Consider the following 25,003-nt stretch of genomic DNA (forward strand, 5'->3'; position numbering starts at 1 on the left):
ATAGTTTTAAACCGAGTCTTAGCCAATTGGCTGAATCGTATTATTTTTCCGTCAGTAAGGTACTGCAGCATGAAGCATGACGATAATTCAATCAAACCGACAGAAAATGTAGCTACGGCTGATAATAAAAATTTAATGCACATTGCACAATATATAAAAACTGGACAGTCAGGTCACAAAAGATCAATCCCTCCTTTGGAGCAATGGCATCCAAAGCATTGTGGAGCAATGGATTTGCTGGTCAAAGCCAATGGAGAATGGTGGCACGAAGGTCAATTGATCAAACGTCAGGCATTGGTTGATCTGTTTTCTAGTGTGTTATGGAAAGAGCAGGGCAAGTTTTATTTAAAAACCCCAGTGGAACAAATTGAAATCCAGGTAGAAGATGAGCCTTTGTTCATCAATCAGGTTGATGTGGTCGAAATCGGACAGCAAAATTATATTCAACTTATCACTACACATCAGGATATTGTGATTGTTGATGCCGAGCATCCTATTTTTATGCGTGAATATGCAGGTGAGCTGCGTCCTTATGTGCATGTGCGTTTTGGTATTAATGCCCTGATTCAGCGTGCGGCTTTTTTACATTTGGTGGAATTGGGCGAGCTGAGTGAAAATGCGCAGGGCGAAACGATTTTATCGTTGAAAAGTGGTGATTTGCACTTGAATTTAAGCAGCTGAGGTTTAAGCTTTATTCATCCCATTTTGTATTGCTGAATCTCTTGCTATGACAGCCATTCATCCTGTTTCTCCCTTAAATCAAGCCATGCCAAAAGCACAAGCCAGTGCGCCAATTGGTATTTTTGATTCGGGCATAGGAGGCTTGTCAGTTGCCATTGAAATTGCAGAATATTTGCCCAATGAGCGCATCCTTTATTATGCCGATACTGCACATGTGCCGTATGGCCCACGTGATGATCAAAATATTCGAGAACTCACTGCAGCTGCAATCGAATGGTTATATCGACAAGGTTGTAAAGTTGCGGTCGTGGCGTGTAATACTGCTTCTGCTTTTAGTCTAGATTATCTGCGCGATCATTACGGCGAAGATTTTCCCATTATTGGTTTAGTGCCTGCTTTAAAGCCTGCCGTATTAAATAGCCAAAGCAAAACTGTGGCTGTACTTGCGACGCCTGCGACTTTTCGCGGACAACTTATTAAAGATGTGATGCAGCGTTTTGCGATTCCTGCTCAAGTGCAAGTCTTGAATGTCACCAATCTAGATTTAGTGCCTTTTGTTGAGCAAGGGGCGCAAATGAGTGAGGCATGTTTAAGTTCCTTACAGCAGAGTTTGCAACCTGTGGTCGATCAGGGCGCGGACTATTTGGTGCTCGGTTGTACCCATTATCCTTTCCTAAAACCTGCGATTGAGTCCATTTTTGGTCAGAAACTGACATTAATTGACTCAGGAATTGCCGTTGCGCGTCAAACTTCCCGCATTTTAATTAAAAATGAGTTATTATTTGAACAAAGTTTGGCAGATACTTTACAAATTGCGTGTTATGTCAGCGGGAACAATGCAGAACAATTAAAGCCCGTGTTGCAGCATCTTATTCCAGGCAATATTTCTTGGAGTATCGCAAATGTGAGTACTGTGGACTGACTTTAAGATAATTTTTTTATGATTGGGGAAAGGCATTACAAGTAGACGGTGACCGACTTGTAATGGCAATAGGAGAGGGGAAACCAATGCTCGATAAGCGCTATCAGGTCTTTATCTCGACGTCTGGGGCAGATATGCAGCCAGAACGAGTGATCTTGGCACAAACATTGGTGGGAATGGGTTTTTTTTCGTGGGGTTTAGAACAACGTACCTCACTCAGCACTGCATTTGCACGCCGTCAAATTGATGATTGTGATTATGTGGTGATTCTATTGGGCAGCCAGTACGGTGAGCAATCGGTGTCGGGCGTGGGGTATATGCATTTAGAGTATATTTATGCAGTCACCAAGCAAAAGCCGATCATTGTATTTATGCACGAAGACCCAGATTCACGTGATTCATCTTTACATGATGAAAAACCTGAATTGCGTGAAAAATTCAAAGAGTTCCGTAAATTATTACAACAAGAAGTCGATCAGGTGTTTAGCTACCGCACTCTGCGTGATTTAGAGCTTGCTGTCCGCTTTAATATGTCGCAAATGCTAGAACGTTATCCGACTTCTGGTTGGGTGCGCCCGCAAAATACACAAGCTTTGCATGATGAAATTGAACGTTTAAAAAGTAAGTTACGTCAGCTGGAAACCGATGTGGGACAGCGCGAAGCAGACCCGTTTCTAAGCGTATCTAAAGTGTCGATGAATGAATCATATCGTTTTGAATATCGCATGCATGCCTATCAGGATGGTAACTTTAGAGAGCTGAAAGTTGAGCGAAGTTTAAGTTGGGCGCAGTTGTTGGCAATTTTAGGCAATACTTTTATTCATCCAACCCCTGAAGAATATTTTTCGAAACGCATGAATGAATATTTGAATGAAACTGGTTTGGAGGATGCACGTCGGATCATGCCACGTGCGCATGCAGTTGCACGTGCCCAAATCAATATTCGGGCCTTGCATCAGATTAAAATGCAAATGCGTCAAAATGACTGGATTGTGCAGGCGGGGCGTGATGATCGTCAGCGGATGTTGTGGCAAACCACGGCAAAAGCGCAAAAACTTTTAGAGAGCAATTTGCTAGATACCGATCGGGTTTATTCATTTAAAACACCGTATTAATCTCTCAATACAGAGTGAAAAAACTGTTAAAGTAGTCGGGCTCAATCATCAGACACGAGGGCTGGATGTTGTCTACAGCAAAACCCAAAGTAACCGTTCTTTTAGCCAATTTAGGTACGCCTGATGAACCGACTGCAGCAGCGGTTCGCCGTTTTTTAAAGCAGTTTTTGTCTGATCAGCGCGTGATTGAAATTCCCAAACCGATTTGGCAAATCATTTTGAACTTATTCATTTTGCCATTTCGTCCTAAGCGTGTTGCACATGCTTATGCTATGGTATGGCAGCAAGATTCACCCATGCGGGAAATTTTGTTGCAACAGGTTGCGGCTTTAAAGCAACAGTTGATACCACAGTATTCAGATATTGAATTAGAGATTGTGCCTGTAATGACCTATGGCAATCCTGGGATTCAGCAAGCATTGGCAGGTTTGAGTCAAAACCCACCTGATCATGTGATTTTATTTCCGCTGTTCCCGCAGTATTCAGCTACATCCACTGCGCCTTTGTACGATGCCGTTGCCCACTGGATTCCGAAGCAACGTAATTTACCTGGGCTGTCGATCATTCGTGATTATTATCAGCATCCTTTATATATTCAGGCTTTGGCGCAAAGTGTACGTGACTTTCAGGCCGAACATGGTGTGGCAGAAAAATTATTGATGTCATTTCATGGCATTCCACAACCCTATGCTGATAAGGGCGACCCTTATGCCGAGCGTTGCCGTATCACTGCACAATTGGTTGCCGATGCTTTAAATTTAAATGATGAACAATGGGCAATTAGCTTCCAGTCACGTTTTGGCAAACAGGAATGGGTCAAACCCTATACCGATGTCTTACTTGAAGAATGGGGACAGCAGGGCGTGAAGTCGGTGCAAATTATGAGTCCTGCTTTTTCTGCAGATTGTTTGGAAACGCTAGAAGAATTGGCAATTCAAAACGCAGAATTGTTTTTACAAGCAGGTGGCAAAGAATATGCCTATATTCCTGCACTGAATACTCGTGCCGATCATTTGGATTTGCTCAAACATTTACTTCAAGCTAATCTTGATGCTGTAAAGCTTAACCTAAGCCATTAATTTTTGAGGTTCGCCACCATGTTGCAAGTCAAAATTGTTCCCGTCACCGCTTTTCAGCAAAACTGCTCGATTGTGTGGGATGCAGAAAGCAAAGAAGCAATTTTGATTGATGCAGGCGGTGAGCCTGAAAAGCTGAAAGCCGAAGTTGAAGCGTTGGGTTTAACGGTGAAAGCTTTGTGGCTCACTCATGGACATTTAGACCATGCGGGGGCTGTTGGTGCGTTGCAACATTACTGGAATGTTCCTGTGATTGGTCCACAGAAAGAAGATGCTTTTTGGTTAGATCAACTGCAAGAAGTGTCTGCACGTTATGGTTTTCCTATCCCTGAACAAGTCACGGTTACACAGTGGTTAGAGGGTGGTGAAGTGCTGCAATTGGGTCAAGAAAGCTTTGAAGTGCGTTATGCACCAGGGCATACCCCAGGCCATGTGATGTTTTATAATGCAAAATATGGCGTCTTGTGGACAGGCGATGTGCTATTTAAAGGCTCGATTGGACGCACCGATTTTCCACGTGGGAATCATCAACAATTATTAGATTCAATTCAGCGCGAGTGTTTTAGTTTGCCCGATGACACTCAGTTTATTTCGGGGCATGGTCCCATCAGTACCATTGGATTTGAAAAACAGAACAACCCTTTTGTGGCGGGGCAAGCAGGTTAAAAGCAGTGTGTATTTATGCTTTAAGAAAAAGTCAGCAGTCGCTGACTTTTTTATTTGCGAAAGGGATTATTCAGCATTTGTTTGCTTTCAATTGCAAACAGCATTGTGAAAATTGTCAGTAAGATGCCTATGCACAGCATGAGTAAATCATGCGCGTACAGTCCAAAGCCTAAACTGCTGGTAGAGAGTAAAATACACAGCATTACAATTCCTTTTAACATGATTTCCATGGTGAAATGTTCCTAGGTTATTTTTTGCTTTCTTTATTGTTATGTGCAGTGACGGAGTCACGAATAGTGCAAAGTATAACCTGTGCTAATTCTGCTGAAAGCAATTATAGAACAACTAAATTTTGAATAATTTTTCTAAAAATGTGAAAAATTCCATGAAACTGTGTGTAGTTTTAGGCAATATTTGGCGTGGAAATTTATTGCTTATTCCTCAGAGTTTTCTGCTTGCGGAGCATCTTGGGTGGGTAAACGATACTCGTCATTTGCCCATGCGCCTAAATCAATGAGCTTGCAACGCTCAGAACAAAATGGACGAAAAGGATTGTCTTCCCATTGTGTAGCTTCGCCACAACGTGGGCAAGGGAAAGTACGTGGCATGATCAACTCCAAATGAAAAATGCAGGATTGGATTAGGCAAATAGCACCTGACTTGATAGACTTGTGCCGAATTTTGTAAGTTTGATCTGATTATGCCAATTCGTCAATTTCAAGCACAGCGTATGCATGCCCCTCGTGATTTTCAAGCAATTGCCAATGAATCGGTTTGTGTGGAAATTGGGGCTGGAAAAGGTAAACACGCCCTATTGTTTAGCGGGCAGCATCCTGAGCACAAGTTGATTGCAATTGAGCGCACCCGTGAAAAATTTTTGGCGATGCAAAAACAGCATCAGCTTGAAGGTCAGCAGAACTTACAGATTGTTCATGCCGATGCGATTCCATGGATTGTGCATGCTTTATTTCCTGCTCAAGTGGCACAGTTCTTTATTCTTTATCCGAACCCAGAACCGCATAACGCCACGCAGCGTTGGTTGAATATGCCATTTTTTGAGTTTTTATTGTCGCGTTTAAAAGCAGGCGGCAGCATCACTTTGGTCAGTAATATTCCTGAATATATTGCAGAAGCACAGCAGCAGTTGATTGAGGTGTGGAAACTGCCGTTTATTCAGCAGGATGTTCCAGTAGATTCAGCACGCACTCACTTTGAAATCAAATATTTAGCACGTGGTGAGCGTTGTCAGGAACTGCTGATCACCAAACCTGCGGCTTATACAACCCGTTTTGATGATTTTCAGCCTTTGCAAGGACAGCAGCTGACTTTAACACCTGCTGCAGTTGAGGCGAAAGTTTCTGCAGACTCAAGTGCAACAACTGAGTAAACAGGCATGAAACAGCGCATTGCAATTATAGGAGCAGGGCCAGCAGGGCTAATGGCTGCCGAAGTGCTGAGTCAGTATGCCTATGATGTGCATGTCTATGAGCAGAAACCTTCAGCGGCACGTAAGTTTTTGATGGCAGGTAAAACGGGGCTGAATATTTCACATGCCGAACCGATTGCACAATTTATTCAGCGTTATGATCGGGCGGAATGGTTGGCGCCGTGGATTCAACAATGGGATGCGGCTTGGATTCAAAACTGGATGCAGGGTTTAGGTATTCAGTCTTATGTAGGTTCATCGGGGCGAATTTTTCCACAAGAAATGAAAGCCGCACCTTTGCTACGCGCATGGTTAAAACGCTTGGTTGATGCAGGCGTGCAGTTTCATTATCGGCATCAGGTATGTGATTTAAAGAACAATCAACTCAGTATTCAAAATCTAAGTACAGCGCAAGTTGAACAACAGCAGTTTGCTGCTATTGTGATGGCATGTGGAGCAGTGTCGTGGTCAAAATTAGGTAGTGATGGTGCATGGCAGCGTTGGTTATCTGCCAATGAAATTCAGCCTTTTCAAGCCAGTAATGCAGGGGTGGAATGTCACTGGTCTAACTATATGCAGCCAGTTTTTGGACAACCTTTAAAACGTGTGCAAGCATGGGTGAAAGGCGCTGAAGCGAGCATGGGCGATATTGTGATTAGCCATTATGGTTTGGAAAGTGGCTTAATTTATAAGCAAGGGCGAGCATTGCGACAGTTGCAGCACGCTCAACAACCGCTGCAGTTACAACTCGATTTGCTACCCGATTTAACCGTTGAGCAACTCTACCAAAAGTTGCAACCTTCCAAAAAACAGTCTGTAAGCAATATTTGGCGTAAGGCAGGTTTGGATGCCGTGAAGTCTGCAGTCGTGCGTGAGTTGGTGGATAAAGCCCTTTGGCAGCAACCTATGCAATTGGCGCAGCAGATTAAAAATTTAACGGTGCCTTTAAAGGGTTTTCGTCCTATTGAAGAAGCAATTAGCTGTGCGGGCGGAGTCAAACGTGAGGTTTTATCTGCACAATTGCAGTTAAATTCCAATCCACACGTTTTTCTCTGTGGTGAAATGCTGGATTGGGATGCGCCAACGGGCGGCTATTTGCTGACAGCCTGTTTTGCTACAGGACGCGCTGCCGCTGAAGGAGTGCATCAGTATTTACAGCAGCGTCCGTAAAACACGTTATTCATCAAGTTGTGGATATTGCCCACGCCAATGTTCTAGTTGTTGCTGCGCCTGTAGCAAGTCTGCTAAGCCTTGCTGACGTTGTTCTTTACTGACAGGATAAGGTGCAGAAGTTGTATTTTGAGTTGCTAGATATTGCGCTTGCTGTTCCCAATAATGACTCATTAGGCCTTGAATATAACGCCCTTGCGGTGTCTTTAAATCCAGTTCTTTGAGCATACTCAAGGCAGATTGAATGTTGTCCTGCAGGCGATTTTGTGCAAATGCAGCATCGAGTTGTTGGCTTTCATGCAAGCGTTCTAACTCATCTTCCAAATCATTGCTCATTTGGTCATGGCGTTGTTCATAATCCATCAGCAATTGAATATCATGCGGGTCATCCGCAGTCATTTCAAAGGGCTGAATCGCTACTTGCTCGACCTGAGTTTGCATGATTTGATCTTCAGGGCTGAGTTTGTCTGCATGTTCTACTTTGCTGCGCTCGCAAGCGCTGAGGGAGAACGCCAAAAAAATTGTTAAGGGAGCAATCGCGTGTTTAAAGGTTATTTGCATTTATTTGCTCCCTCTCATTCAACTTTTTGATAGACATACAAATGTGTGCAATAGGGAAATTCAATTTCATCTTGCACATGCTTATTCGTATATTCTAATACTAATTGTTCAAATTGTGTTTTGAGTTGTTGTTGCTGTTCAGTTGGCATTGCAGCAATGAAACTGGTCGAAAGTAAACGCTTAGACACGACTTGTTCAACTGTACCAACATGCGTGTGATGAAATTTCTGCTCGTGAGTAAGTTGGAATAAATCTGTATCGGCAAATACCTGACGCCAGTCCTGATTGTGAAAACGCGGTGTATCGCCCTCAAAAGGCAAAATCATCTGTGCCAGTGCATTGACCCAATTGACTGAAATATCACGTTGATTCCAAATTAACAGCAAATGACCTTGCGGTTTTAAGATTCGGTGAATTTCCTTTAAACTTTGCAGATTGGCAAACCAATGAAAAGATTGCGCACAGCTCACCAAATCTGCACATTGATCGTGCAGTGGTAATTGCTCACTTCGTGCTTGAATTGTCTTAACCTGTGGGTAAAGTTGTTCTAATTCGGCTAACATGCTGGCAATTGGATCTACCGCTATAAGCTGAGTTGTCAGTTTGAGCAAATGTGGCAGGAACTTTCCTGTGCCAGAACCCAAGTCTACAATATTGCTATTCAGTGGAACTTGGAGCTGATCTTGCAGGAAAACATCGACTTCTAGCGGGTAACTGGGGCGAACTTGTTGATATAGGTTTGCCCCTAAAGCAAAGCCTTGTTGTGCGGCAGGATGTAGAGATTGTGTCATATTTTGCGATTTTTAATCTGCTGTGCATCTATAAAATAACATATTCACTTTTGAACTTGCGTACAGTGTATTCAAGTTTAAAGTAACGGTTTAATTCAGCGCCTTGGCGCCGGTGTGGGAATGGACAAACACATAATTTTTGAAGACGGACATATCCGCGCTATTTTCATGAAAGGCTCATCTCAGGAGCTGATTTTTTCTTTTGGCGATTTAATTACACGGGCCAAAGGAACGTCTATTAATGCCGAAAAATCACTGGAAAAGTTTCATTTTAATGTGATTGGGGTCATGCCTAAGGAAAAATCATGGTTTCCTGAAGCTTCTATGCGCGCCATGTTGGCAGCCATTCAAGACCTGATTGCCCCGTTTAAAATTCGAGTGGGCTATGGCGGCTCAATGGGCGGCTATGCAGCAATTAAATATTCCAATTTGCTGGATTTAAACCGTATTGTGGCTTTGGTGCCGCAGTATTCAATTGACCCTGAAGATATTCACGACCCACGCTATAACATGTTTTATCATGCAGACTTAAATGCCAATATGCGCATTCAAGCGCAAGATGTATCGGCACAGCGTGAATATATTGTGGTCTATGACCAATATTATGCTGAAGATCGTGGGCATTATTTAAAAATTCAGCCTTTAATTCCGCATTTACATACCTTACATTTGCCATTTACAGGGCATGATGCAATTGCGATTTTAGCCAACTCTGAATTACTGAATGACTTTTTAACCCATCCTTTTGATGCGCCGTTCTTTTACCAAAAAATTCGCAAGGTGAAAAAGAACAGCAAGTTTTACTATCGTAAAGTGATTGAAAATGTCTTGCCGAATCATCGTTGGTCTTTAGGTCGTATTTTAAAATACAATAACTTACAGCTAGACAGTAACTTTTTTGATGCCAAGTTAAAACAAAACCTGATTCGCTCTTTGCTTAGTAATAAACAGGTCGATCAGCACGATTTAAACAAACTTGGCTTACAAATTCAGTTGCCGTATGAAAATCGTAATGTCTTGCTCGACCATTTTGGTCATGGTTTGGTATTTAACATCATCAGCCAAAAAATTGAGAGCTATGCCGCACATGCAATTGCCTTAAACCATAAATTCCTGATTCCGATTTATGCAAAGGGCAGTGGTTTGGTGCAAATTTATCTGAATGATGAGCGCTACTTAATCAGTATGAATGATCGTCATGTCATGAAACTATGCAAGGAACAAGATGCACTTGCTGCAGGCATGCACCCATTAATATTGAAAAAATATAGCGACTATTTTGTGTTGAGCTATAAAGATTTGAACCTGAGCAGTGATGAGTTTGGCGGCAACGACTTTGTGGAAGATTTGCCAGATACTGCCAAATTTACCCTAGAACTGGAACAGTAAGCTGCAAAGTTTGATCCATGATTTAGATGGTTTAAATTTTAGACACTTGTATTGTTTTGCTATTGGGCTAAGATGATCTTAAAACATGCTTTTGTTGATCATTCCAAGGGTAGTATGTATGACCAAGTTGTTGATGCCTGCTGTGCTTGTTTTGCTGTCCAGTTTAATTTTATCTGCGACTTTATTTGTAGATGCGCCTGAGCCGAAGGCTTATCTATTTTTCGCTTTAGGTTTGTTGGTATTGTTGGGATTAGGTGCTTATGTATTCCGACAAATTCAAAAATCGATACGCTATCACATGAATAAGCCTGCAGATTAAATGCAGGCTTTTTTATTTGCACTGAGTTGTTTTTATAATTTTGAGCAAACCAATAAATCAAAAAAATTATAGCTTAATCACTTTAATCTCTTCTTCAGTATCTGCACTTGGTGCAGCCTGAGTTTGTGCTTCTTGAGTAGGTGCGGCAATGGTGGCTGCAGGGGCGATATTCTGCGAAGGCGCGCTTAATGGTGCTTGATAGATAGGCACGGCATGATCACTTTGTCCTGTAATCACTTCTTTGGTTTCCTGAATTTTAGTATTTACATTGTTGGCCAGTTGCTGCCCAGTATGTTTGGCTTGAGCCGCACCCTGACTGCCCAATTGTTTGGCGTTGTCTAAAGCTTGATGTGCCGATGGGCGAATTTTTTCAATACCTTTTTCGGTTACTTCACCGACTTTTTGTGCTGCCTGAATCACACCTTCCTGAGTTTTATATGCCCAAACATGTAAGAGGTTTGGATTGTCTGCATAAGGCTGAATTGGTTTATTACTTTGAGTTTGTGCAGCACTACTTTGTGCCCACACCGAAGCACTACTGAACAATAGTCCAATACAAATGCTGATATTGATCTTTTTCATTGTGCTGTGCCTCTTAGGATGCCGAATACTGGTCGTTGAAAGGTTTTGAATGGAATGTACTGCATTGTATAAAGCCTAGATGATCTCCAGTGTTTATTTTTCGCAAGTATGATGTGTTTTTAGGTGAAATTTACAGTGTTTGAGACTTTAAAGTGCTTGAAACTATGGCAGAGTTTCAGACTTAAAGAAGAAGACCCACATAAAATTGTGGGTCTTGTTACTCTGGAGAGTTGTTAAAGCAGGGCAGCAATGGCTACACTGCTTTTATCATCTTAGTTTGAAATATCAAGCGATGCTGTATTTATATTGAAAGTCCAACAATCTTGCTACATCAAGATACATTCAAAGCTGTTTTTAGCTTAGTTGCATTGTGCAAGCGCATCTTTATGAAAATGGTTGCGTAAGGTGATGAAGTTCTTTTGCACAGTTGCATCATGCAAGTCAAAGTGAGTTGCTATGCTAGTCCCATCTTGTGCAAATGTTGCAGAACCTGCTGAAATTAAGCTATTGCCTTTAAATGCCCATTGTTCAATAGAACGACCTGCTTGCAGTGTGCCTGTAAATTCGATCACGCATTTATCAATAAATTTTGTGAGTTTGGCGCTGTTATTGACAGTGTCTGGGTAAACTTCAATATTTTTCACTTCTTGTAAAACACCTGCTGTGAGCTGTGGAATGACAGGTGCAGAAGTACACGCACTAAGAGAAAGGCAAGTTAAACCCGATAAAATGAGTGTTTTAAGTTTCATAAGCTTGTTTTCTTGTTGAGTGTTGTTAGGTTGAGTATAGGGAATCTGAAGTGAAATGCCTAGTTACTCGGCTCTAATAAAAAGTATGCGTTTAAAATGGAAACGCTGAATGAGCATTTTGATAGTGTCGAGTTTGTAAGCTCAATAATTGAGGTTTTAAGTGATTCAGGTCTTCATTTAACCCTATTTTTCTTGCTAAAGGATCAACTTGATTGAATATAGGTGAATCTGTTAAAGGCTGTTCTAAGCTTAAATGATGGGCGAATGTTTTTAATTGCAGACGACGCGTAACAGAAGCACAAGAATATCTTCTAAACTTTTCAAGTAAAAAAAGAAGTCGGCGCTTTTCGGTCAAACCGAGTTTATTTACTGTGGTCGGGAGCAAGTCTGAGTAGAGTAATGATTCAACAACGGGTTTAACCTCTTCAAATTTGGCATAGTTTAAAGGTTGTGTAACTAAATCATTTAATGCTTGTTCAAATTTTTGCTGATTCATCTCACATCCTTCAAGCTGGACAATACAGATGTCATATAGCGTATGTTCGAGTCTAATTGCTCTGGGATTGCGTAATAATCCTTAGCATTATTCGCTGATTTTTTAAACTGATCAAGTGTGAATTTGTGCTTTAGATATAAAGTTTTTATATCTTCAATATCTTGGTCGGAGAGTCGGGCAAGTTTAGAAGTTGCCAAATCTACGCCTGAAACCAGATAAACTTCAACAATACTGCTTGTATGTAGAGGGATTACTCGATCAATATAATCTGGATCAATTGAAGCTAAGGCGGTATTAAAACTTCGATCAAATTCTAAATTTGTTTCAAGATGATTATGGTCGATGTACTCCACATCATTATTTTCAAGAAATAATAAAATGTCTTGTTTTTTTAATTGTTGAATTGCCTGAATCTCGGCATCAATGTCGTTACTGCCTCGGGCATTGGTGTGTAAATGAAAAGCACATCCACCAAAAATATAGGCTTTAATTGCACCGTTTGGCAAGTTGTGATGATAGAGGGAAATCCATTCCTCAAGCTCTCGAAAGAGCTTGAGGATGGCTAAAGCAATGGGTGAATTGCTATAAATTTGCATATTGGTTTCGCATATTAATGCTGCAACACACTTACATCCGCAACACGTGTAAACAAATCACGTAACTGCGCGAGTAAACGTAAGCGGTTGACTTTCAACTCAGCATCATCAGCCATCACCATCACACTGTCAAAGAAGGCATCAATAGGCGCACGTAATGCAGCCAATTGAGAGAGTGCAGTGGTGTAGTCTTTCGCAGCTAAAAGTGGTTGAACTACAGGTAGAACATTTTGGATCTCTGCATACAGTGCTTTTTCAGCATCTTCAACCAATTTAGACTCAACAATTTCACCCGTAGGCGCAGCTTCTTTCGCCAAGATATTGGCAACACGTTTATTCGCAGCAGCCAACGCAGCAGCTTCAGGCAAACTACGGAAATGATTCACCGCAGTCACACGCTTATCAAAATCAAGTGGCGATTTTGGAGAAAGCGCTTGAACTGCTTGAATCACATCAACAGCAACGCCTTGGTCTTCATATTTCGCACGGTAACGACCTTCAAGGAATGCAACTGCATCTGCCAAAGTCTTGTCGTGATCTTTTAATACATCGCCATAAGCAGCCAATGCCAGCTTGATCAGGTCTTCGATAGATACATCAAGTTCATTTTCAGTCACTAGACGCAGGATACCAATGGCAGAACGACGTAGCGCAAATGGGTCTTTAGAACCTGTAGGTGCCTGACCAATACCGAAAATACCAGTTAAAGTATCTAGACGATCCGCAAGGGCAATCGTTGTACCCGTTTTGGTTTTAGGCAGAACATCACCCGCGAATTTAGGTAAATATTGCTCACCTAAAGCTTCTGCAACTTCGTCATTTTCACCTTCAAGACGTGCGTAGTAAGTACCCGCGATGCCTTGAAGTTCTGGGAATTCACCTACTAACTCAGAAGTTAAGTCGCATTTTGCAAGCAGGGCAGCTTTTTCAGCATCTTCAGCTTTTGCACCCGTAATCGGAGCAAGTGCGACAGCCAGTTTAGCAATACGTTCAGACTTGTTCCACAAAGTACCCAGTTGTGCCTGGAATACCATGTTGGCCAGTTTCTCTTTACGAGAAGCTAATGGCTGTTTCTGGTCTTGCAGGAAGAAGAACTCAGCATCTGACAGACGTGGACGAACCACTTTCTCATTACCTTCAATAATTTGAGTCGGATCTTTAGACTCAATGTTTGAAACGGTAATGAAGTAAGGCTGTAATTTGTTTTCAGCATTCACCAGACAGAAATACTTCTGGTTATCCTGCATGGTAGTGATCAGGGCTTCTTGAGGAACGGCAAGGAAGCGTTCTTCGAAGCTGGCACGTAGTGCAACAGGCCATTCTACCAATGCAGTCACTTCATCCCGTAGGTCACTAGGCACAATCGCAATTGCATTAACTTCATCTGCCAACGCTTTTACTTGTTGGTCGATAATTCCTTGACGTTCTTCAAAAGACGCAATGACTTTAGCTGCACGTAACGCATCTAAATAGTCATTGGCGTGTTGTAGTCTGATTGCTTCAGGGGCATGGAAGCGGTGACCATAAGTGACATTAGCTGCCTGATGGTCTTGAATCGTTGCTTCAATTACTTGATGATCTTTAAGTAAAACGACCCATTTTACTGGGCGCACAAATTCAGTACGGCTTGCAGCAGAACGCATACGTTTTGCAATTGGCAGGTTGTCCAATGCTGTTTGTAAAATGTGTGGCAATAACGCATCAAGGCTTTGACCTTTCACGTCTTTTAAGTAGCACACTTTTTCAACTTTACCTGCTTGGAATGTAGAGACTTGATCTACCGTAATGCCTTGACCGCGCATAAAGCCTTCAAGGGCTTTGGTTGGTTTGCCTTCGGCATCGTAAGCAGCTTGAACAGCAGGGCCGTCAAAGCGTTTTTGTGTGTCTGCTTGTGCGGCATCGACATTAGCAATTTTAAGTGCCAAGCGACGTGGTGCTGCATAGGCTTCAATTGCATCAAAAGCCAAGCCTGCATCTTTCAAACCTTTTTCAGTTTCTGCAAGTAGTGCATCACGTAAGGTTTTTAAGCTTTTCGGTGGGAGTTCTTCGCAACCGAGTTCAAATAAAACTGTATGTTTAGACATTATTTGCTTTCCTCAGTATTTTGCGCTTTGGCTTCCGCTTCAACCTGTGCTTTTAATTGTGCCAAGACTTCATCGCGTAAATGCGGTTCAGCCATTGGGAAGCCTAATTTTGCACGTGCAGCCACATAACTTTGTGCAATAGAACGTGCCAAAGTACGAACACGTAAAATATAACGCTGACGTTCAGTCACAGAAATTGCACCGCGCGCATCCAACAGGTTAAAGCAGTGAGATGCTTTAATCACTTGCTCATAAGCAGGTAATGGTAATTCTGCTGCAATTAAACGGCTCGCTTCTACTTCATAGAAGTCAAACAGTTCAAACATTTTTTCTACAGGTGCGTATTCAAAGTTATAGGTCGATTGTTCAACTTCGTTTTGATGGAACACATCGCCATACGTCACAGTACCAAACTGTCCTTTAGTCCAAACCAAGTCGTAAACTGAATCTACACCTTGCAGGTACATTGCCAGACGTTCAAGACCATAGGTGATTTCGCCTGTTACAGGGTAGCATTCAACACCACCGACTTGCTGGAAGTAAGTAAACTGAGTCACTTCCATGCCGTTTAGCCATACTTCCCAACCTAAGCCCCAAGCGCCAAGTGTTGGAGATTCCCAGTTATCCTCTACAAAGCGAATGTCATGCACCAATGGGTCAATTCCAATTGCTTTTAAAGAATCTAAATACAATTGTTGGATGTTGTCTGGGTTTGGTTTCAGCACCACCTGAAATTGATAGTAGTGTTGTAAGCGGTTCGGGTTTTCGCCATAACGACCATCTTTAGGGCGGCGAGATGGTTGTACATACGCCGCGTTCCATGTTTCTGGACCTAAAGCACGTAGGAAAGTTGCAGTGTGGAATGTACCTGCCCCCATTTCCATATCGTAAGGTTGTAAAACGACGCAGCCTTGCTCCGCCCAGTAGTTTTGTAAGGCAAGAATTAAGCCTTGAAAGGTATCAATATGCGATATGGCGCGACTCATGGTCATCCACTTAAAATTAGAGAAAAATTGTGCTCAATTATAAGGATTTTGCGAGGTGCTGGCAAAGGTTAAAGCACAACTAGCGGTTGGTTGTTTGGGGTTTTACAAATTCACTGATAAATGAAAGATATAAAACAAATACATCATTACTAAATGATTGCCTTATAATCTTGTCCAATTGTCACCACTGGATTGCCTGCCCGTGTTTCATTCACAACTTGATTGGCTGAATACGCTGAAACCCAATTTTAAAGTATTGCCGTTAAAAGAACGCCTACTTTGTGGTTTGGGCGCATTATTGGGTTTGGCATTATCTTCCCTGATCAGTTGGTGGGTGTTGGGCGATATTAACGCATGGTATATCGCGCCAATGGGTGCATCTTCGGTGTTGTTGTTTGCTGTGCCTGCCAGTCCTTTGGCGCAGCCGTGGAATATTGTAGTTGGGAACAGTATTGCAGCAATTATGGGCGTGAGCTGTGCTTTATATATTCCAAATTTAACCGAAGCCTTTAGTGTGGCTGTGGCTTTATCTATTTTCTTGATGATGACCACCGATTCGCTGCATCCACCGAGTGGAGCAGTGGCCATTACCGCAGTGCTTGGCGGAGATGCCGTGCGTGAGCTGGGTTATCACTTCATCTTTTATCCTGTGCTGCTTAATTCAGTTTTGCTGATGATGATTGCAATCGTATTTAACCGCATGATTGGCAAGCCTTATCCTCAAACGCCACAGTTGAATCAACGTACCCAAGACCCAACGCCTACTCAAAAAGCCACTATTCAGCCGCAAGATATTCAAGATGTTTTAGATGCACAAACCCAGTTGCTAGATATTAGTGAATACGACTTACAAAAAATCATTTTAGAAGCGCAACACAAAGCCAGTGAACGACAAACTCAAGCACTGACTTGTGCCGATATTATGAGTAAAGATGTGGTTAGTTTGCAGCAAGATGATGATATTCACAGTGCTTTAGAAAAATTCAAACACATGAATTTAATGAGTTTACCTGTCATTGATACAGAGCAACATTTGGTTGGAACTTTGGCGCTGTATGAAGTAGTGGAATGGTTTAAACACGCAACAGATTTGCCGTATAGCTGGAAACATCAAGTGAAACATATCATGTTACGCCAAGTGGTCACGGTGCAACCGCAACAAAGTATTCAAGACCTTGTGCCGTACTTTGTCGAGCGCTCTTTTAACTACATTCCTGTGGTAGAGCAGCAGCGTTTGGTGGGGATCATTAGCCGTGCCGATATGATTGCCGTCTTGAATCAACAGCTTGCTGTAAAGACCAATTGATTGATTTGTATTGTCGATGCGTATCCAAAAAGTGTCAATTCTGAAGCTACCAAACTGCTGTGACATTTTAAAATACATTGCAGGTTGAAAGGCAAAAAAAAGCTACGATGCTTGGGGGAGCAATCGTAGCGAAAAAGAAAAAACTGTGTAAATAAGGGATATCTAAGAGTGAATCAGCGAACGATTAAAACCTATAAATCTTAGATGTGGTCAGTCTTTAAAATTTCAATACCGTTTATCGGTCTTGATCAGAATTGACCGTGCGTACAGGTCTTGTGTAGCCCTGAGTATAGTTTGCTGTATTCAACTGGTTTTGTTTAGGGATCACCAACCACAACACCAAATACACCAAAATGCCTGGAAAGGCAGCACTCATCACGGAAACAATCACAAAAATTAAGCGCAGTAAATTTGCGTTCCAACCAAAACGTTCAGCAATACCACCCATAACCCCAGCAATCATATTTGAGCGGTTTGAGCGATATAAACCAACATTGGCCATCTAATTCTCCTTGAGAGATCTAAAATTCAAAATAAATACACGCTGATGTTTAGCTTCGCAGCACATCATCTGTATATAGAATAAAAATGGTGATGCACATGGATTTTTAAAGGGCGGTGGCAAAGCAATTAGTAAAGTTATGTAACTTTTGGTGTTGCTTAAACCAGCATCCACCTAAAATATCGTAAAGAAGCAATGGGCAGAGTAAGCGCTTGACCACAAAGGATTGAGGAAAAGCATGGCTTACATTGAGCTGTCTATTCGGTGGTTTGAATAGGACTGAATACTCGGTCTGGTCACTCTATATGAGGGATAGTGTGTCGGCTAAATTAAATATTTGCGCAGTTTCTATATGGAGTGCAGTGGCATTGCTTGGATGCGATGATTCACAACTTGAGCAAGCTGCAGTGCAAAAATATACAGAACAGGTAGAAACCAAAAGACTGACTGAAGTAGCAGGGCAGGCAACCGCACCCATGCAAACGGCTGCAACAGAACATCATATTCCCGAAAATCATCTGACTTATGTGGGACGCTATACTATTCAGATTAGCTGTGAAGATAAGTTTGTTATGTGCGAAAGCGGAAAAGTCGATTATATTCTGACCTTATTGCCTGATGGGACAGCGCATCGTATTTTTGTCAATGCGGGGCAAATCAGTTACGACAATAAAAAAAAATACCGCAAAGATTTATGGTTCTATGATGAAGACGCGCATCAAATTGTGGTGGCACGCGCCTCTGGGGTGAACTTTTACTATAATGTTGATCAAGACCATAATTTAATTATGGATAAAAACAAAATTGCGATTGCAACAGAAAATAATCGTGAATACTTTAAAAGCAATCCCTTACCTTCGCAAAACTATCATTTAATCAGAGCAAGTTAATTATTCGCTCATTCAATTCTTAGCCCATTCGTGAAAAACTTTTGGGCTTTTGTTTTTTTACATCAAGTTTTTATTTGGGATGTGTAAAGTATGATTTATCAATGATGGCACATCGTCTACAACTGAATTGAGCAAGGTGTAGTGGATAAAAGTGTTAGTCAAACAGGGCAGAATACGGGAATTCTATAGTAAATTACGAAACTGCACGATCCACAGAACAGTGCTGTTATGATTAGTAATATAAAGATTTATAGCAGGAATGGTGGGTCGTCCGCGATTCGAACGCGGGACCAACGGATTAAAAGTCCGCTGCTCTACCGACTGAGCTAACGACCCAGAGGAGTAAAAATGACGATGATCATTTTTAAAGTATCAACCTTGAAGAAGATGGTGGGTCGTCCGCGATTCGAACGCGGGACCAACGGATTAAAAGTCCGCTGCTCTACCGACTGAGCTAACGACCCATCTAAGGTTGATCAAGGAAATGGTGGGTCGTCCGCGATTCGAACGCGGGACCAACGGATTAAAAGTCCGCTGCTCTACCGACTGAGCTAACGACCCTGAACCAGCAATCAAGCAGGCTTGATTGTGAAGTGCAAGAAAAACCAGAGGGTTTTAAGCACCACTTCGTTTGATGGAGCGTATTGTAGCAAGATATGAAGCGAGCGCAAGTAAAAAATAAAAAAGTTGCCTATGTTTGATTATAAATGCAACAAATTTGTCGTATCTAATCAAAAAATAGGCAACATAGTGGCTTAGAAGCGATATTGATACTGTTGAATATTGTCGTAAATTTCTTGGGTCAGCTCGCAATAAGCAGATTGGTTTGGCAATAACACCAGAATTTTTTCATCACACTGTTTTAAATCAAAACCTTGAGTTTTCAGGGTGTTCTTCTGATATTTAAATGTACCTGTGGTTTGCATTTGCTTTTGAATGCGTAAAAAAACGGGTACTGCATAAGCGGGCATTGCTTTTTTAAACTCCACCAGCATTTGACGCAAGTCTTGTTCATCTAACTGGCAGCCTTCGTTTAAGGTAATCGCAGCCATACCTGCACGACCATTGGTATGTGGGATTTCAACGCCATACACGACAGCTTCAGCAATTTTTTCATAGTCACTGACAATGTTTTCTACTTCTGTGGTGGATACGTTCTCACCTTTCCAGCGGAAGGTATCACCTAAACGATCAACAAACTGGGCGTGACGGAAGCCAATGTCGCGGACTAAATCGCCCGTGTTAAAATAGGCATCGCCTTGTTTAAACACGTTTTGCATCATCACCGCCTTGTTTTTTTCAGGGTCGGTGTAGCCATCAAACGGTGAGCGACGGGTGATTTTTCCAATCAATAAGCCGACTTCGCCTTTTTTGACTTTCATGCATTTGCCTTTGGCATCGCGTACGGGTTCATTTTTTTCTTTATCAAACTGAATGACCGCATAAGGTGTCGGTGAAAAACCAACCGTGTTGTCAAAGTTAAACACATTGCTAAAGCCGACGTTGCCTTCGCTAGACGCATACAGTTCCAGAATTTCCTGAACGCCAAAGCGTGTTTTGAATTTGCTCCAAATATTAGGACGCATGCCATTGCCAATCATTTTGGTCACACGATGCCCACGCTCTAAATCAGAAGCAGGCGCATCCATTAAATAACGGCACAATTCGCCCACATAGCCAATCGCAGAGGCATTGAATTTGTGTACATCTTGCCAGAAGCATGAAGTGGAGTATTTTCTACGGATGGCAAAGGTGGCACTGCCTGCAATTACGCCACACCAGCACACCACAATACCTGTGGCATGGTACAGCGGCAGAGTGCAGTACATCACATCATCCTGATTTAAACCCAAGACATGACCATAGGTACCATAAGCCAACGTCCAACGGCTATTGGTGAAAATCACCGCTTTAGGCAAGCCTGTTGTACCTGAGGTATAGATATAAAACAGCCCATCTTTGCCCTGTACCGACTGTGTGGTGGCAGGATTAAAGCTTGGGAATGATGCAATGCATTGCGCTAAATTTTGAAAACCTTCAGGGGCAGTGCCAGCATCGGTACGGGTATTTTGATCTGCAAACCAATACAGTCGATTTTCTGCAAGCTCAAGTTCTTGGCGAATATCGGCAACGGCTTGACGACATTCTTCCCCCACAATCACGGCAATTGGTTTGACTAAATTGATGCTGTGCGCCAAAACTTTGGCAACTTGTGCGGTATTGACCAAAGCCACGGTAACGCCAATTTTTGCTAAGCCAATGACACTGGCAATTAATTCAGGGCGATTTTCCAACATCACCGCAATGACATCACCTTTGCGTGCGCCAATGCTTAAATAGTAATGTGCAATTTGGTTAGCCCATGCGTTGAGCTGCAAATAGCTGTACTGCTGATCTTCAAACATCAAGGCACAACCATGCGGGTTATGATGCACGGCTTTTTCAAACGCAAGACCTAAGCCTGCAGGCGTATTGGGTGTGCGTAAATAGGCTTGCTTTAACCCTGTGATCAGGTGGGGCACTTTAGTCATAAACTGCGGAATTTTTGCCGCAACATCCGTTAAGCCAATTAAATCGCTTTTTGTCATCTGGTACATAAGAATCCTGTTTTTGTCATCATCCGTTGCATCTGCAAAGCATCGCGTCTTATTGTTTTGTAATCCCTTAGTCCTAGTGCAATCAACCTAATTTTTAGCTTTGACTGATGTTTTTATAAAAGCTGTTAAAAATCAAAAACACCTAACACCAAATTAACTTGCTTAAATTTAAGTCACCACTGCATTTGCTCTAAAGTAGCAAAAAAAATCCAGTCATTAAAATGACTGGATTTTTTTATTCCGCTGCAAAAGTGCGAATTAAGACTCAGTTGGCGGAGTTACTTTTTTAGGTGGACGACCACGTGGGCGACGCGGACGTGCAGTTTTCTCTTTTTCTGCTTTGTCCTGTTCAGATTCAGCAGTTTCGACTGGGTCATCTACTGCTAATTCCACTTGTACAGGTGCGACCACTTCAACGGCAGTTTCTTCTTGCGCTGCTGCAGTTTCAGTGACAGTTTGTGCAAGGTCGTCTTGCGCGTTCAACTCTGGCTGAGTAGCTTCAGTTGTAGCCTCTACTTCAGGGTTTACTTCTGTAGTTGCTTCGACTTCTGTGCTTACCGCTACAGACGTTTCTGCAGTAGAGTTTGCTTCTACAGATGCGTCGGTAGTTGCCACAACGTCAGTCGTTGGCTCTGCTACAGGTGTGCTTTCTGCTTCAGCTTTTTCTACTGCCTGTGCTTGCTTGGCTTGTTCCAAGGCTTGCTCAGCAGCTTGTTTGGCTAAACGACGACGCTCACGCGGATCGTTGGCAACACGCTTATCTGACACAGGTTTTGGTGGAGTCAGATCTAACACAGGTGCAGGTTCTGCTTCTGGTGCGGCTTTCGCAACTTCCACATCACGTGTGACAGGTTTTTTCTCTGCCACAGGCGCAGCTGTTGCAAGCGTTGCCGCATATTCATCGGTGAACTTTTGCAAAGCACGATTGAACGTTGGAATTAAACCAAACTGTTCAATCAGGACTGAGCAATCTTCACCATAGACGTGGCGAATCAGACTACCAATGCTGTATTGCGCTAAAGTTGGCACCTGTGAAGGCGTTAACTTTGGTGCAGCTGCTTGCTGTGCTTGAGCTTCACGTTGCTGACGACGACGCTGACGCGGATCGTTGCTGGCACGTTTTGCAGGCGCAGTCGGTTGTGCTTGTACTTCCGCAGGTGCAGCTGTTTCTTCTGCAACAACTGGAGCAGCTTCTACCGCAGCAACAGCTTGAGTTGGTTCAGTAACCGTTTCAAGCACAGTTGCTTCTACTGCTGTCACTGGTTCAGCCGCTACTGGCGCAGCATTCAATGCCACAATTTCAGTTTGAGCTTGATCGACATTCACTACCAAAGCCGTCGTGTTGAACTCTTGACGCGGTGCATCAATTAAGTCCACTTTTGGCTGATTAGAAGCCACTGCGGTAGGTGCTTGCTCATTCAATACGCTTGGGTCGCGGTGACGATTTGGGCGTTCTGGACGAGGTTGGTTACGACGGTCACGACGTGGTACGGCATTTTGCTGCTGCTCATTGTTGTTTTGAGCTTCTTGCTGCTGCGGTGCTTGGTCATTGTTGTGCTGACGACGAGAGTTGCGTTTGTTTTCACGCGCTTCTTGACGTTGCTCCTGACGCGACATTTGAACCACTTCTTCATGCACTTGATGTTGTTGATTGTCGTGCTGAGTTTGCGGCTCACGTTGCTCTTTGTGCTTGTTATTGTTGTTGCTGTGACGCGGCTTTTTGTTGTTGTGACGCGGAGCAGGTTTGTCTTCACGTTCAGCAGATTTATCTGCAGAGTCACGTTCAGTTTTTTGTGCCACTGTTGATGGTGCAAGGTACACATTTTGACTGCTTGCAGCAGGGGCAGTAGACGCAGTTGCAATTTGACCAAACTGACCACGGCTCACAGCACCGCTATTTACCATTTGCTCAATGGCTGCTGCAGCATTGTTGGCACTACGTGCTTGATCAATAGTGCTGGCTTGCTTTTGAACAAACAGGTTTTCTAACCATGCACATGGGCTTGCAGCTGTTGTGGCTGCCGCAGGTGCAAGCTGCTGTTGTGCAGATGCTTTATTTTGCTGTGCTGCTTGTGGTTTTCTTGCAGAAGTTTTTTCTGTCGCAGGTGCAGCAGCGTGGCTGTGCGATTGATCGGCTTCTTCTAAATGCCATTCAGAAGATTCATAACCCAACTCTTTTTCGCTTGAACGAGTTGCTTCAGTACGTTCATAGCTGGTTGGTGCAAAGCCTTCAGGATTATACGAAATTTCGTAATGCGGGGTTTCTAAGTGTGGGTGAGGTAATACAGTCACACGCACATTTGAAGTTTGCTCAAGGTAAACCAGACTGTGACGTTTTTCATTCAGTAAGAATGCTGCAATTTCAACAGGTACTTCGACTTGAACTTCACCATGACGTTCACGCAGGGCAATTTCTTCCACTTTACGCATAATTGAAAGTGAAAGAGAGCGTAGGTCACGTACCATGCCTGTACCGTGACAGCGTGGGCAAACGTAACCAGTCGCTTCTTCAAGTGATGGACGTAAGCGCTGACGGCTCATTTCCATTAAACCAAAACGTGATAATTGACCAAATTGAATACGTGCGCGGTCACTTTGTGTTGCTTCACGAAGTTTGGCTTCAACCATACGTTGGTTGCGGTCTTTGGTCATGTCGATAAAGTCGATGACCACCAAACCACCGATGTCGCGTAAACGCAATTGACGCGCAATTTCTTCGGCAGCTTCAAGGTTGGTATTAAGCGCAGTATCTTCAACATCTTGACCACGGGTAGACTTAGCCGAGTTGATGTCAATTGAAACTAATGCTTCAGTTTGGTCAATGACAATTGAGCCGCCTGAAGGCAATTTAACTTCACGCTCATAAGCTGTTTGAATTTGGCTTTCGATACCAAAATGCGCGAATAGCGGCTCATTTAAAGTATAGGTTTTTAGCTTGTCTAACTGACGTGGCATCACGGCTTTTACGAAGTTATAGGCTTCGTTATAAGCTTGTTCTGAGTCAATTAAAATTTCGGCAACATCATCACGTAAGTAGTCACGAATCGCACGTGTCACCACACCTGCTTCTTGGTGTACCAACATTGGCGATGGGCCAGAGCTTGCGGTGTTTTGAATTTGCGCCCAAAGGTCAAGCAAGTGTTGTAAATCAAGCTGTAATTCTTCTTGTGAACGACCAATGCCCGCAGTACGTACAATCACGCTCATGCCGCGTGGCACGTTTAAAGATGCCAACATTTCTTTGAGTTCTTCACGCACAGAACCTGAAATTTGACGACTGATACCGCCACCTTTCGGGTTATTTGGCATAAGCACTAAATAACGACCAGCCAAAGAAATGAAGGTAGAGAGCGCAGCACCTTTGTTGCCACGTTCTTCTTTTTCTACCTGTACCAAAAGCTCAGTGCCTTCAGTGATCAGTTCACGAATATTAGAAGTTTGGCGAGGGTCGGCTTTGTAATAAGAGTTTGCGATTTCACGCATCGACAGGAAGCCTTGGCGACCTGCACCGTATTCAACAAATACGGCTTCTAAAGAAGGTTCTACACGGGTCACATGACCTTTGTAGATATTCGATTTTTTTTGTTCACGGGTACGATTTTCTAAATCGAAATCGTAAAGACGCTGACCAGTGACAAGTGCAACGCGAATTTCTTCGGCATGTGTTGCATTAATCAACATACGTTTCATGGGTGTAACACCTAATAGTGATACACAGCAAAAAATCGCTAGACACGTAGCGAACATCAAGCATCACGGATCAACTGCTCAGATCTCAAAAAAACCAATTGTGGTCTGAGCTTTTTTTACCGGCCTTTTTGTGTGGGGCTGCGGTGTATGATTCACGTATTGATGATGGCAATACGGCTTTAACCTTTAAACGGATAAAGTCACCTGATCGCTTCACTGGCGGACGAGCGGTGTATTGGATGTGTGTAACTTTCACTGTCACATTGCTCGAAGATCATCTCTTCTTTCATAGATAGAGTGTCTTGATACGGAATTATCGTCGTATCTTTACAAATTGTGCAGATCCAATACATCAAACGCTTTAGCCTGAAGTGGTTTTCAGGGTGCGACTAATCTGATGTGTATCAGT

The 25,003-nt window shown here is 42.8% G+C and carries 24 protein-coding genes and 3 tRNA genes; 11 read left to right on the plus strand and 16 right to left on the minus strand.

What is annotated here, in order from left to right; translation table 11 throughout:
* The first annotated feature begins 69 nt into the window (after positions 1–69).
* The 5 genes from FTT91_RS04530 to FTT91_RS04550 all read left to right on the plus strand — a co-directional run bounded on the left by FTT91_RS04530 (position 70) and on the right by FTT91_RS04550 (position 4,460).
* Positions 70–681: a DUF1285 domain-containing protein gene (locus tag FTT91_RS04530; protein ID WP_180169047.1), complete on the plus strand. Its 612-nt coding sequence runs from the start codon at positions 70–72 to the stop codon at positions 679–681.
* A 46-nt stretch (positions 682–727) separates the two neighbouring features.
* Complete coding sequence (gene murI / locus FTT91_RS04535; RefSeq protein WP_004975969.1) at positions 728–1,603, plus strand: glutamate racemase; 876 nt, start codon at positions 728–730, stop codon at positions 1,601–1,603.
* Positions 1,604–1,689: 86 nt separating this feature from the next.
* Positions 1,690–2,718 (plus strand): DUF4062 domain-containing protein, encoded by a 1,029-nt coding sequence (locus tag FTT91_RS04540; RefSeq protein ID WP_004975972.1) that lies wholly within the window; start codon positions 1,690–1,692, stop codon positions 2,716–2,718.
* Between the two features lie 65 nt (positions 2,719–2,783).
* A complete protein-coding gene (hemH, locus tag FTT91_RS04545) occupies positions 2,784–3,797 on the plus strand; it encodes a ferrochelatase (protein ID WP_180043908.1) in 1,014 nt (337 codons plus the stop codon).
* An 18-nt stretch (positions 3,798–3,815) separates the two neighbouring features.
* Positions 3,816–4,460, plus strand: coding sequence for an MBL fold metallo-hydrolase (locus FTT91_RS04550; protein ID WP_131261085.1), 645 nt, complete (start codon positions 3,816–3,818; stop codon positions 4,458–4,460).
* Positions 4,461–4,510: 50 nt separating this feature from the next.
* Here the strand turns inward: FTT91_RS04550 and FTT91_RS04555 are convergent, their stop codons facing one another.
* Both FTT91_RS04555 and FTT91_RS04560 read right to left on the minus strand, forming a co-directional pair.
* Positions 4,511–4,690, minus strand: a complete 180-nt coding sequence (locus FTT91_RS04555) for a hypothetical protein (RefSeq protein WP_004975984.1) — start codon at positions 4,688–4,690, stop codon at positions 4,511–4,513.
* 204 nt (positions 4,691–4,894) lie between these two features.
* Positions 4,895–5,068 (minus strand): DNA gyrase inhibitor YacG, encoded by a 174-nt coding sequence (locus tag FTT91_RS04560; protein WP_154321096.1) that lies wholly within the window; start codon positions 5,066–5,068, stop codon positions 4,895–4,897.
* Between the two features lie 86 nt (positions 5,069–5,154).
* On the opposite strand from FTT91_RS04560, the gene FTT91_RS04565 reads away from it, so the two are divergent.
* Together FTT91_RS04565 and FTT91_RS04570 are read left to right on the plus strand one after the other, a co-directional pair.
* Positions 5,155–5,847 carry a tRNA (guanine-N(7)-)-methyltransferase gene (locus FTT91_RS04565; RefSeq protein ID WP_257229573.1) on the plus strand — a complete coding sequence of 231 codons (693 nt, stop codon included), beginning with the start codon at positions 5,155–5,157 and terminating at the stop codon, positions 5,845–5,847.
* Positions 5,848–5,853: 6 nt separating this feature from the next.
* Positions 5,854–7,056, plus strand: a complete 1,203-nt coding sequence (locus tag FTT91_RS04570) for a TIGR03862 family flavoprotein (RefSeq protein ID WP_004975990.1) — start codon at positions 5,854–5,856, stop codon at positions 7,054–7,056.
* Positions 7,057–7,062: 6 nt separating this feature from the next.
* Here the strand turns inward: FTT91_RS04570 and FTT91_RS04575 are convergent, their stop codons facing one another.
* A complete protein-coding gene (locus FTT91_RS04575) occupies positions 7,063–7,617 on the minus strand; it encodes a hypothetical protein (protein ID WP_180169049.1) in 555 nt (184 codons plus the stop codon).
* Between the two features lie 14 nt (positions 7,618–7,631).
* On the minus strand, positions 7,632–8,408 hold the full coding sequence (locus FTT91_RS04580) for a class I SAM-dependent methyltransferase (RefSeq protein ID WP_180169050.1): 777 nt from the start codon (positions 8,406–8,408) through the stop codon (positions 7,632–7,634).
* Positions 8,409–8,528: 120 nt separating this feature from the next.
* Between FTT91_RS04580 and FTT91_RS04585 the strand changes: the two genes are divergently transcribed.
* On the plus strand, positions 8,529–9,797 hold the full coding sequence (locus FTT91_RS04585; RefSeq protein ID WP_131261080.1) for a hypothetical protein: 1,269 nt from the start codon (positions 8,529–8,531) through the stop codon (positions 9,795–9,797).
* A gap of 118 nt (positions 9,798–9,915) precedes the next feature.
* On the plus strand, positions 9,916–10,116 hold the full coding sequence (locus tag FTT91_RS04590) for a hypothetical protein (protein WP_180169051.1): 201 nt from the start codon (positions 9,916–9,918) through the stop codon (positions 10,114–10,116).
* A gap of 66 nt (positions 10,117–10,182) precedes the next feature.
* On the opposite strand, the gene FTT91_RS04595 is transcribed toward FTT91_RS04590, so the two are convergent.
* From FTT91_RS04595 to glyQ, 6 genes are all read right to left on the minus strand, one after another.
* On the minus strand, positions 10,183–10,698 hold the full coding sequence (locus tag FTT91_RS04595) for a hypothetical protein (protein ID WP_180169052.1): 516 nt from the start codon (positions 10,696–10,698) through the stop codon (positions 10,183–10,185).
* 359 nt (positions 10,699–11,057) lie between these two features.
* Complete coding sequence (locus tag FTT91_RS04600) at positions 11,058–11,447, minus strand: hypothetical protein (protein ID WP_180169053.1); 390 nt, start codon at positions 11,445–11,447, stop codon at positions 11,058–11,060.
* A 91-nt stretch (positions 11,448–11,538) separates the two neighbouring features.
* Entirely contained in the window at positions 11,539–11,943 is a 405-nt protein-coding gene (locus FTT91_RS04605; RefSeq protein WP_180169054.1) for a hypothetical protein, read from the minus strand.
* Complete coding sequence (locus FTT91_RS04610; protein WP_004976011.1) at positions 11,940–12,539, minus strand: DUF6036 family nucleotidyltransferase; 600 nt, start codon at positions 12,537–12,539, stop codon at positions 11,940–11,942. Before FTT91_RS04610 ends, FTT91_RS04605 begins: the two co-directional genes overlap by 4 nt.
* A 14-nt stretch (positions 12,540–12,553) precedes the next feature.
* The gene (glyS, locus tag FTT91_RS04615; RefSeq protein ID WP_180169055.1) at positions 12,554–14,623 is read right to left on the minus strand and encodes a glycine--tRNA ligase subunit beta; all 2,070 of its coding nucleotides are present in this window, start codon (positions 14,621–14,623) and stop codon (positions 12,554–12,556) included.
* Positions 14,623–15,609, minus strand: a complete 987-nt coding sequence (gene glyQ, locus FTT91_RS04620) for a glycine--tRNA ligase subunit alpha (RefSeq protein WP_004976017.1) — start codon at positions 15,607–15,609, stop codon at positions 14,623–14,625. The genes glyS and glyQ overlap by 1 nt, the downstream gene beginning before the upstream one ends.
* 202 nt (positions 15,610–15,811) lie before the next feature.
* Here glyQ and FTT91_RS04625 point away from each other — a divergent pair, with 202 nt between their 5' ends.
* Complete coding sequence (locus FTT91_RS04625; protein ID WP_180169056.1) at positions 15,812–16,915, plus strand: HPP family protein; 1,104 nt, start codon at positions 15,812–15,814, stop codon at positions 16,913–16,915.
* A gap of 235 nt (positions 16,916–17,150) precedes the next feature.
* On the opposite strand, the gene FTT91_RS04630 is transcribed toward FTT91_RS04625, so the two are convergent.
* Positions 17,151–17,417: a PspC domain-containing protein gene (locus tag FTT91_RS04630; protein ID WP_096901311.1), complete on the minus strand. Its 267-nt coding sequence runs from the start codon at positions 17,415–17,417 to the stop codon at positions 17,151–17,153.
* 317 nt (positions 17,418–17,734) lie between these two features.
* On the opposite strand from FTT91_RS04630, the gene FTT91_RS04635 reads away from it, so the two are divergent.
* Positions 17,735–18,307, plus strand: a complete 573-nt coding sequence (locus tag FTT91_RS04635) for a hypothetical protein (protein ID WP_178866047.1) — start codon at positions 17,735–17,737, stop codon at positions 18,305–18,307.
* Positions 18,308–18,567: 260 nt separating this feature from the next.
* On the opposite strand, the gene FTT91_RS04640 is transcribed toward FTT91_RS04635, so the two are convergent.
* The 5 genes from FTT91_RS04640 to FTT91_RS04660 form a co-directional block, all read right to left on the minus strand.
* Positions 18,568–18,643, minus strand: a tRNA-Lys gene (locus FTT91_RS04640).
* 52 nt (positions 18,644–18,695) lie between these two features.
* Positions 18,696–18,771, minus strand: a tRNA-Lys gene (locus FTT91_RS04645).
* Positions 18,772–18,792: 21 nt separating this feature from the next.
* Positions 18,793–18,868 (minus strand) — tRNA-Lys (locus tag FTT91_RS04650).
* Between the two features lie 194 nt (positions 18,869–19,062).
* The gene (locus tag FTT91_RS04655) at positions 19,063–20,904 is read right to left on the minus strand and encodes a long-chain-acyl-CoA synthetase (RefSeq protein WP_180169057.1); all 1,842 of its coding nucleotides are present in this window, start codon (positions 20,902–20,904) and stop codon (positions 19,063–19,065) included.
* A 258-nt stretch (positions 20,905–21,162) separates the two neighbouring features.
* Positions 21,163–24,594 carry an Rne/Rng family ribonuclease gene (locus FTT91_RS04660; protein WP_180169058.1) on the minus strand — a complete coding sequence of 1,144 codons (3,432 nt, stop codon included), beginning with the start codon at positions 24,592–24,594 and terminating at the stop codon, positions 21,163–21,165.
* Between the last annotated feature and the right edge of the window lie 409 nt (positions 24,595–25,003).

Origin of the sequence: Acinetobacter sp. YH12021, assembly GCF_013420145.1 — a bacterium.
Lineage (GTDB): Bacteria > Pseudomonadota > Gammaproteobacteria > Pseudomonadales > Moraxellaceae > Acinetobacter > Acinetobacter towneri.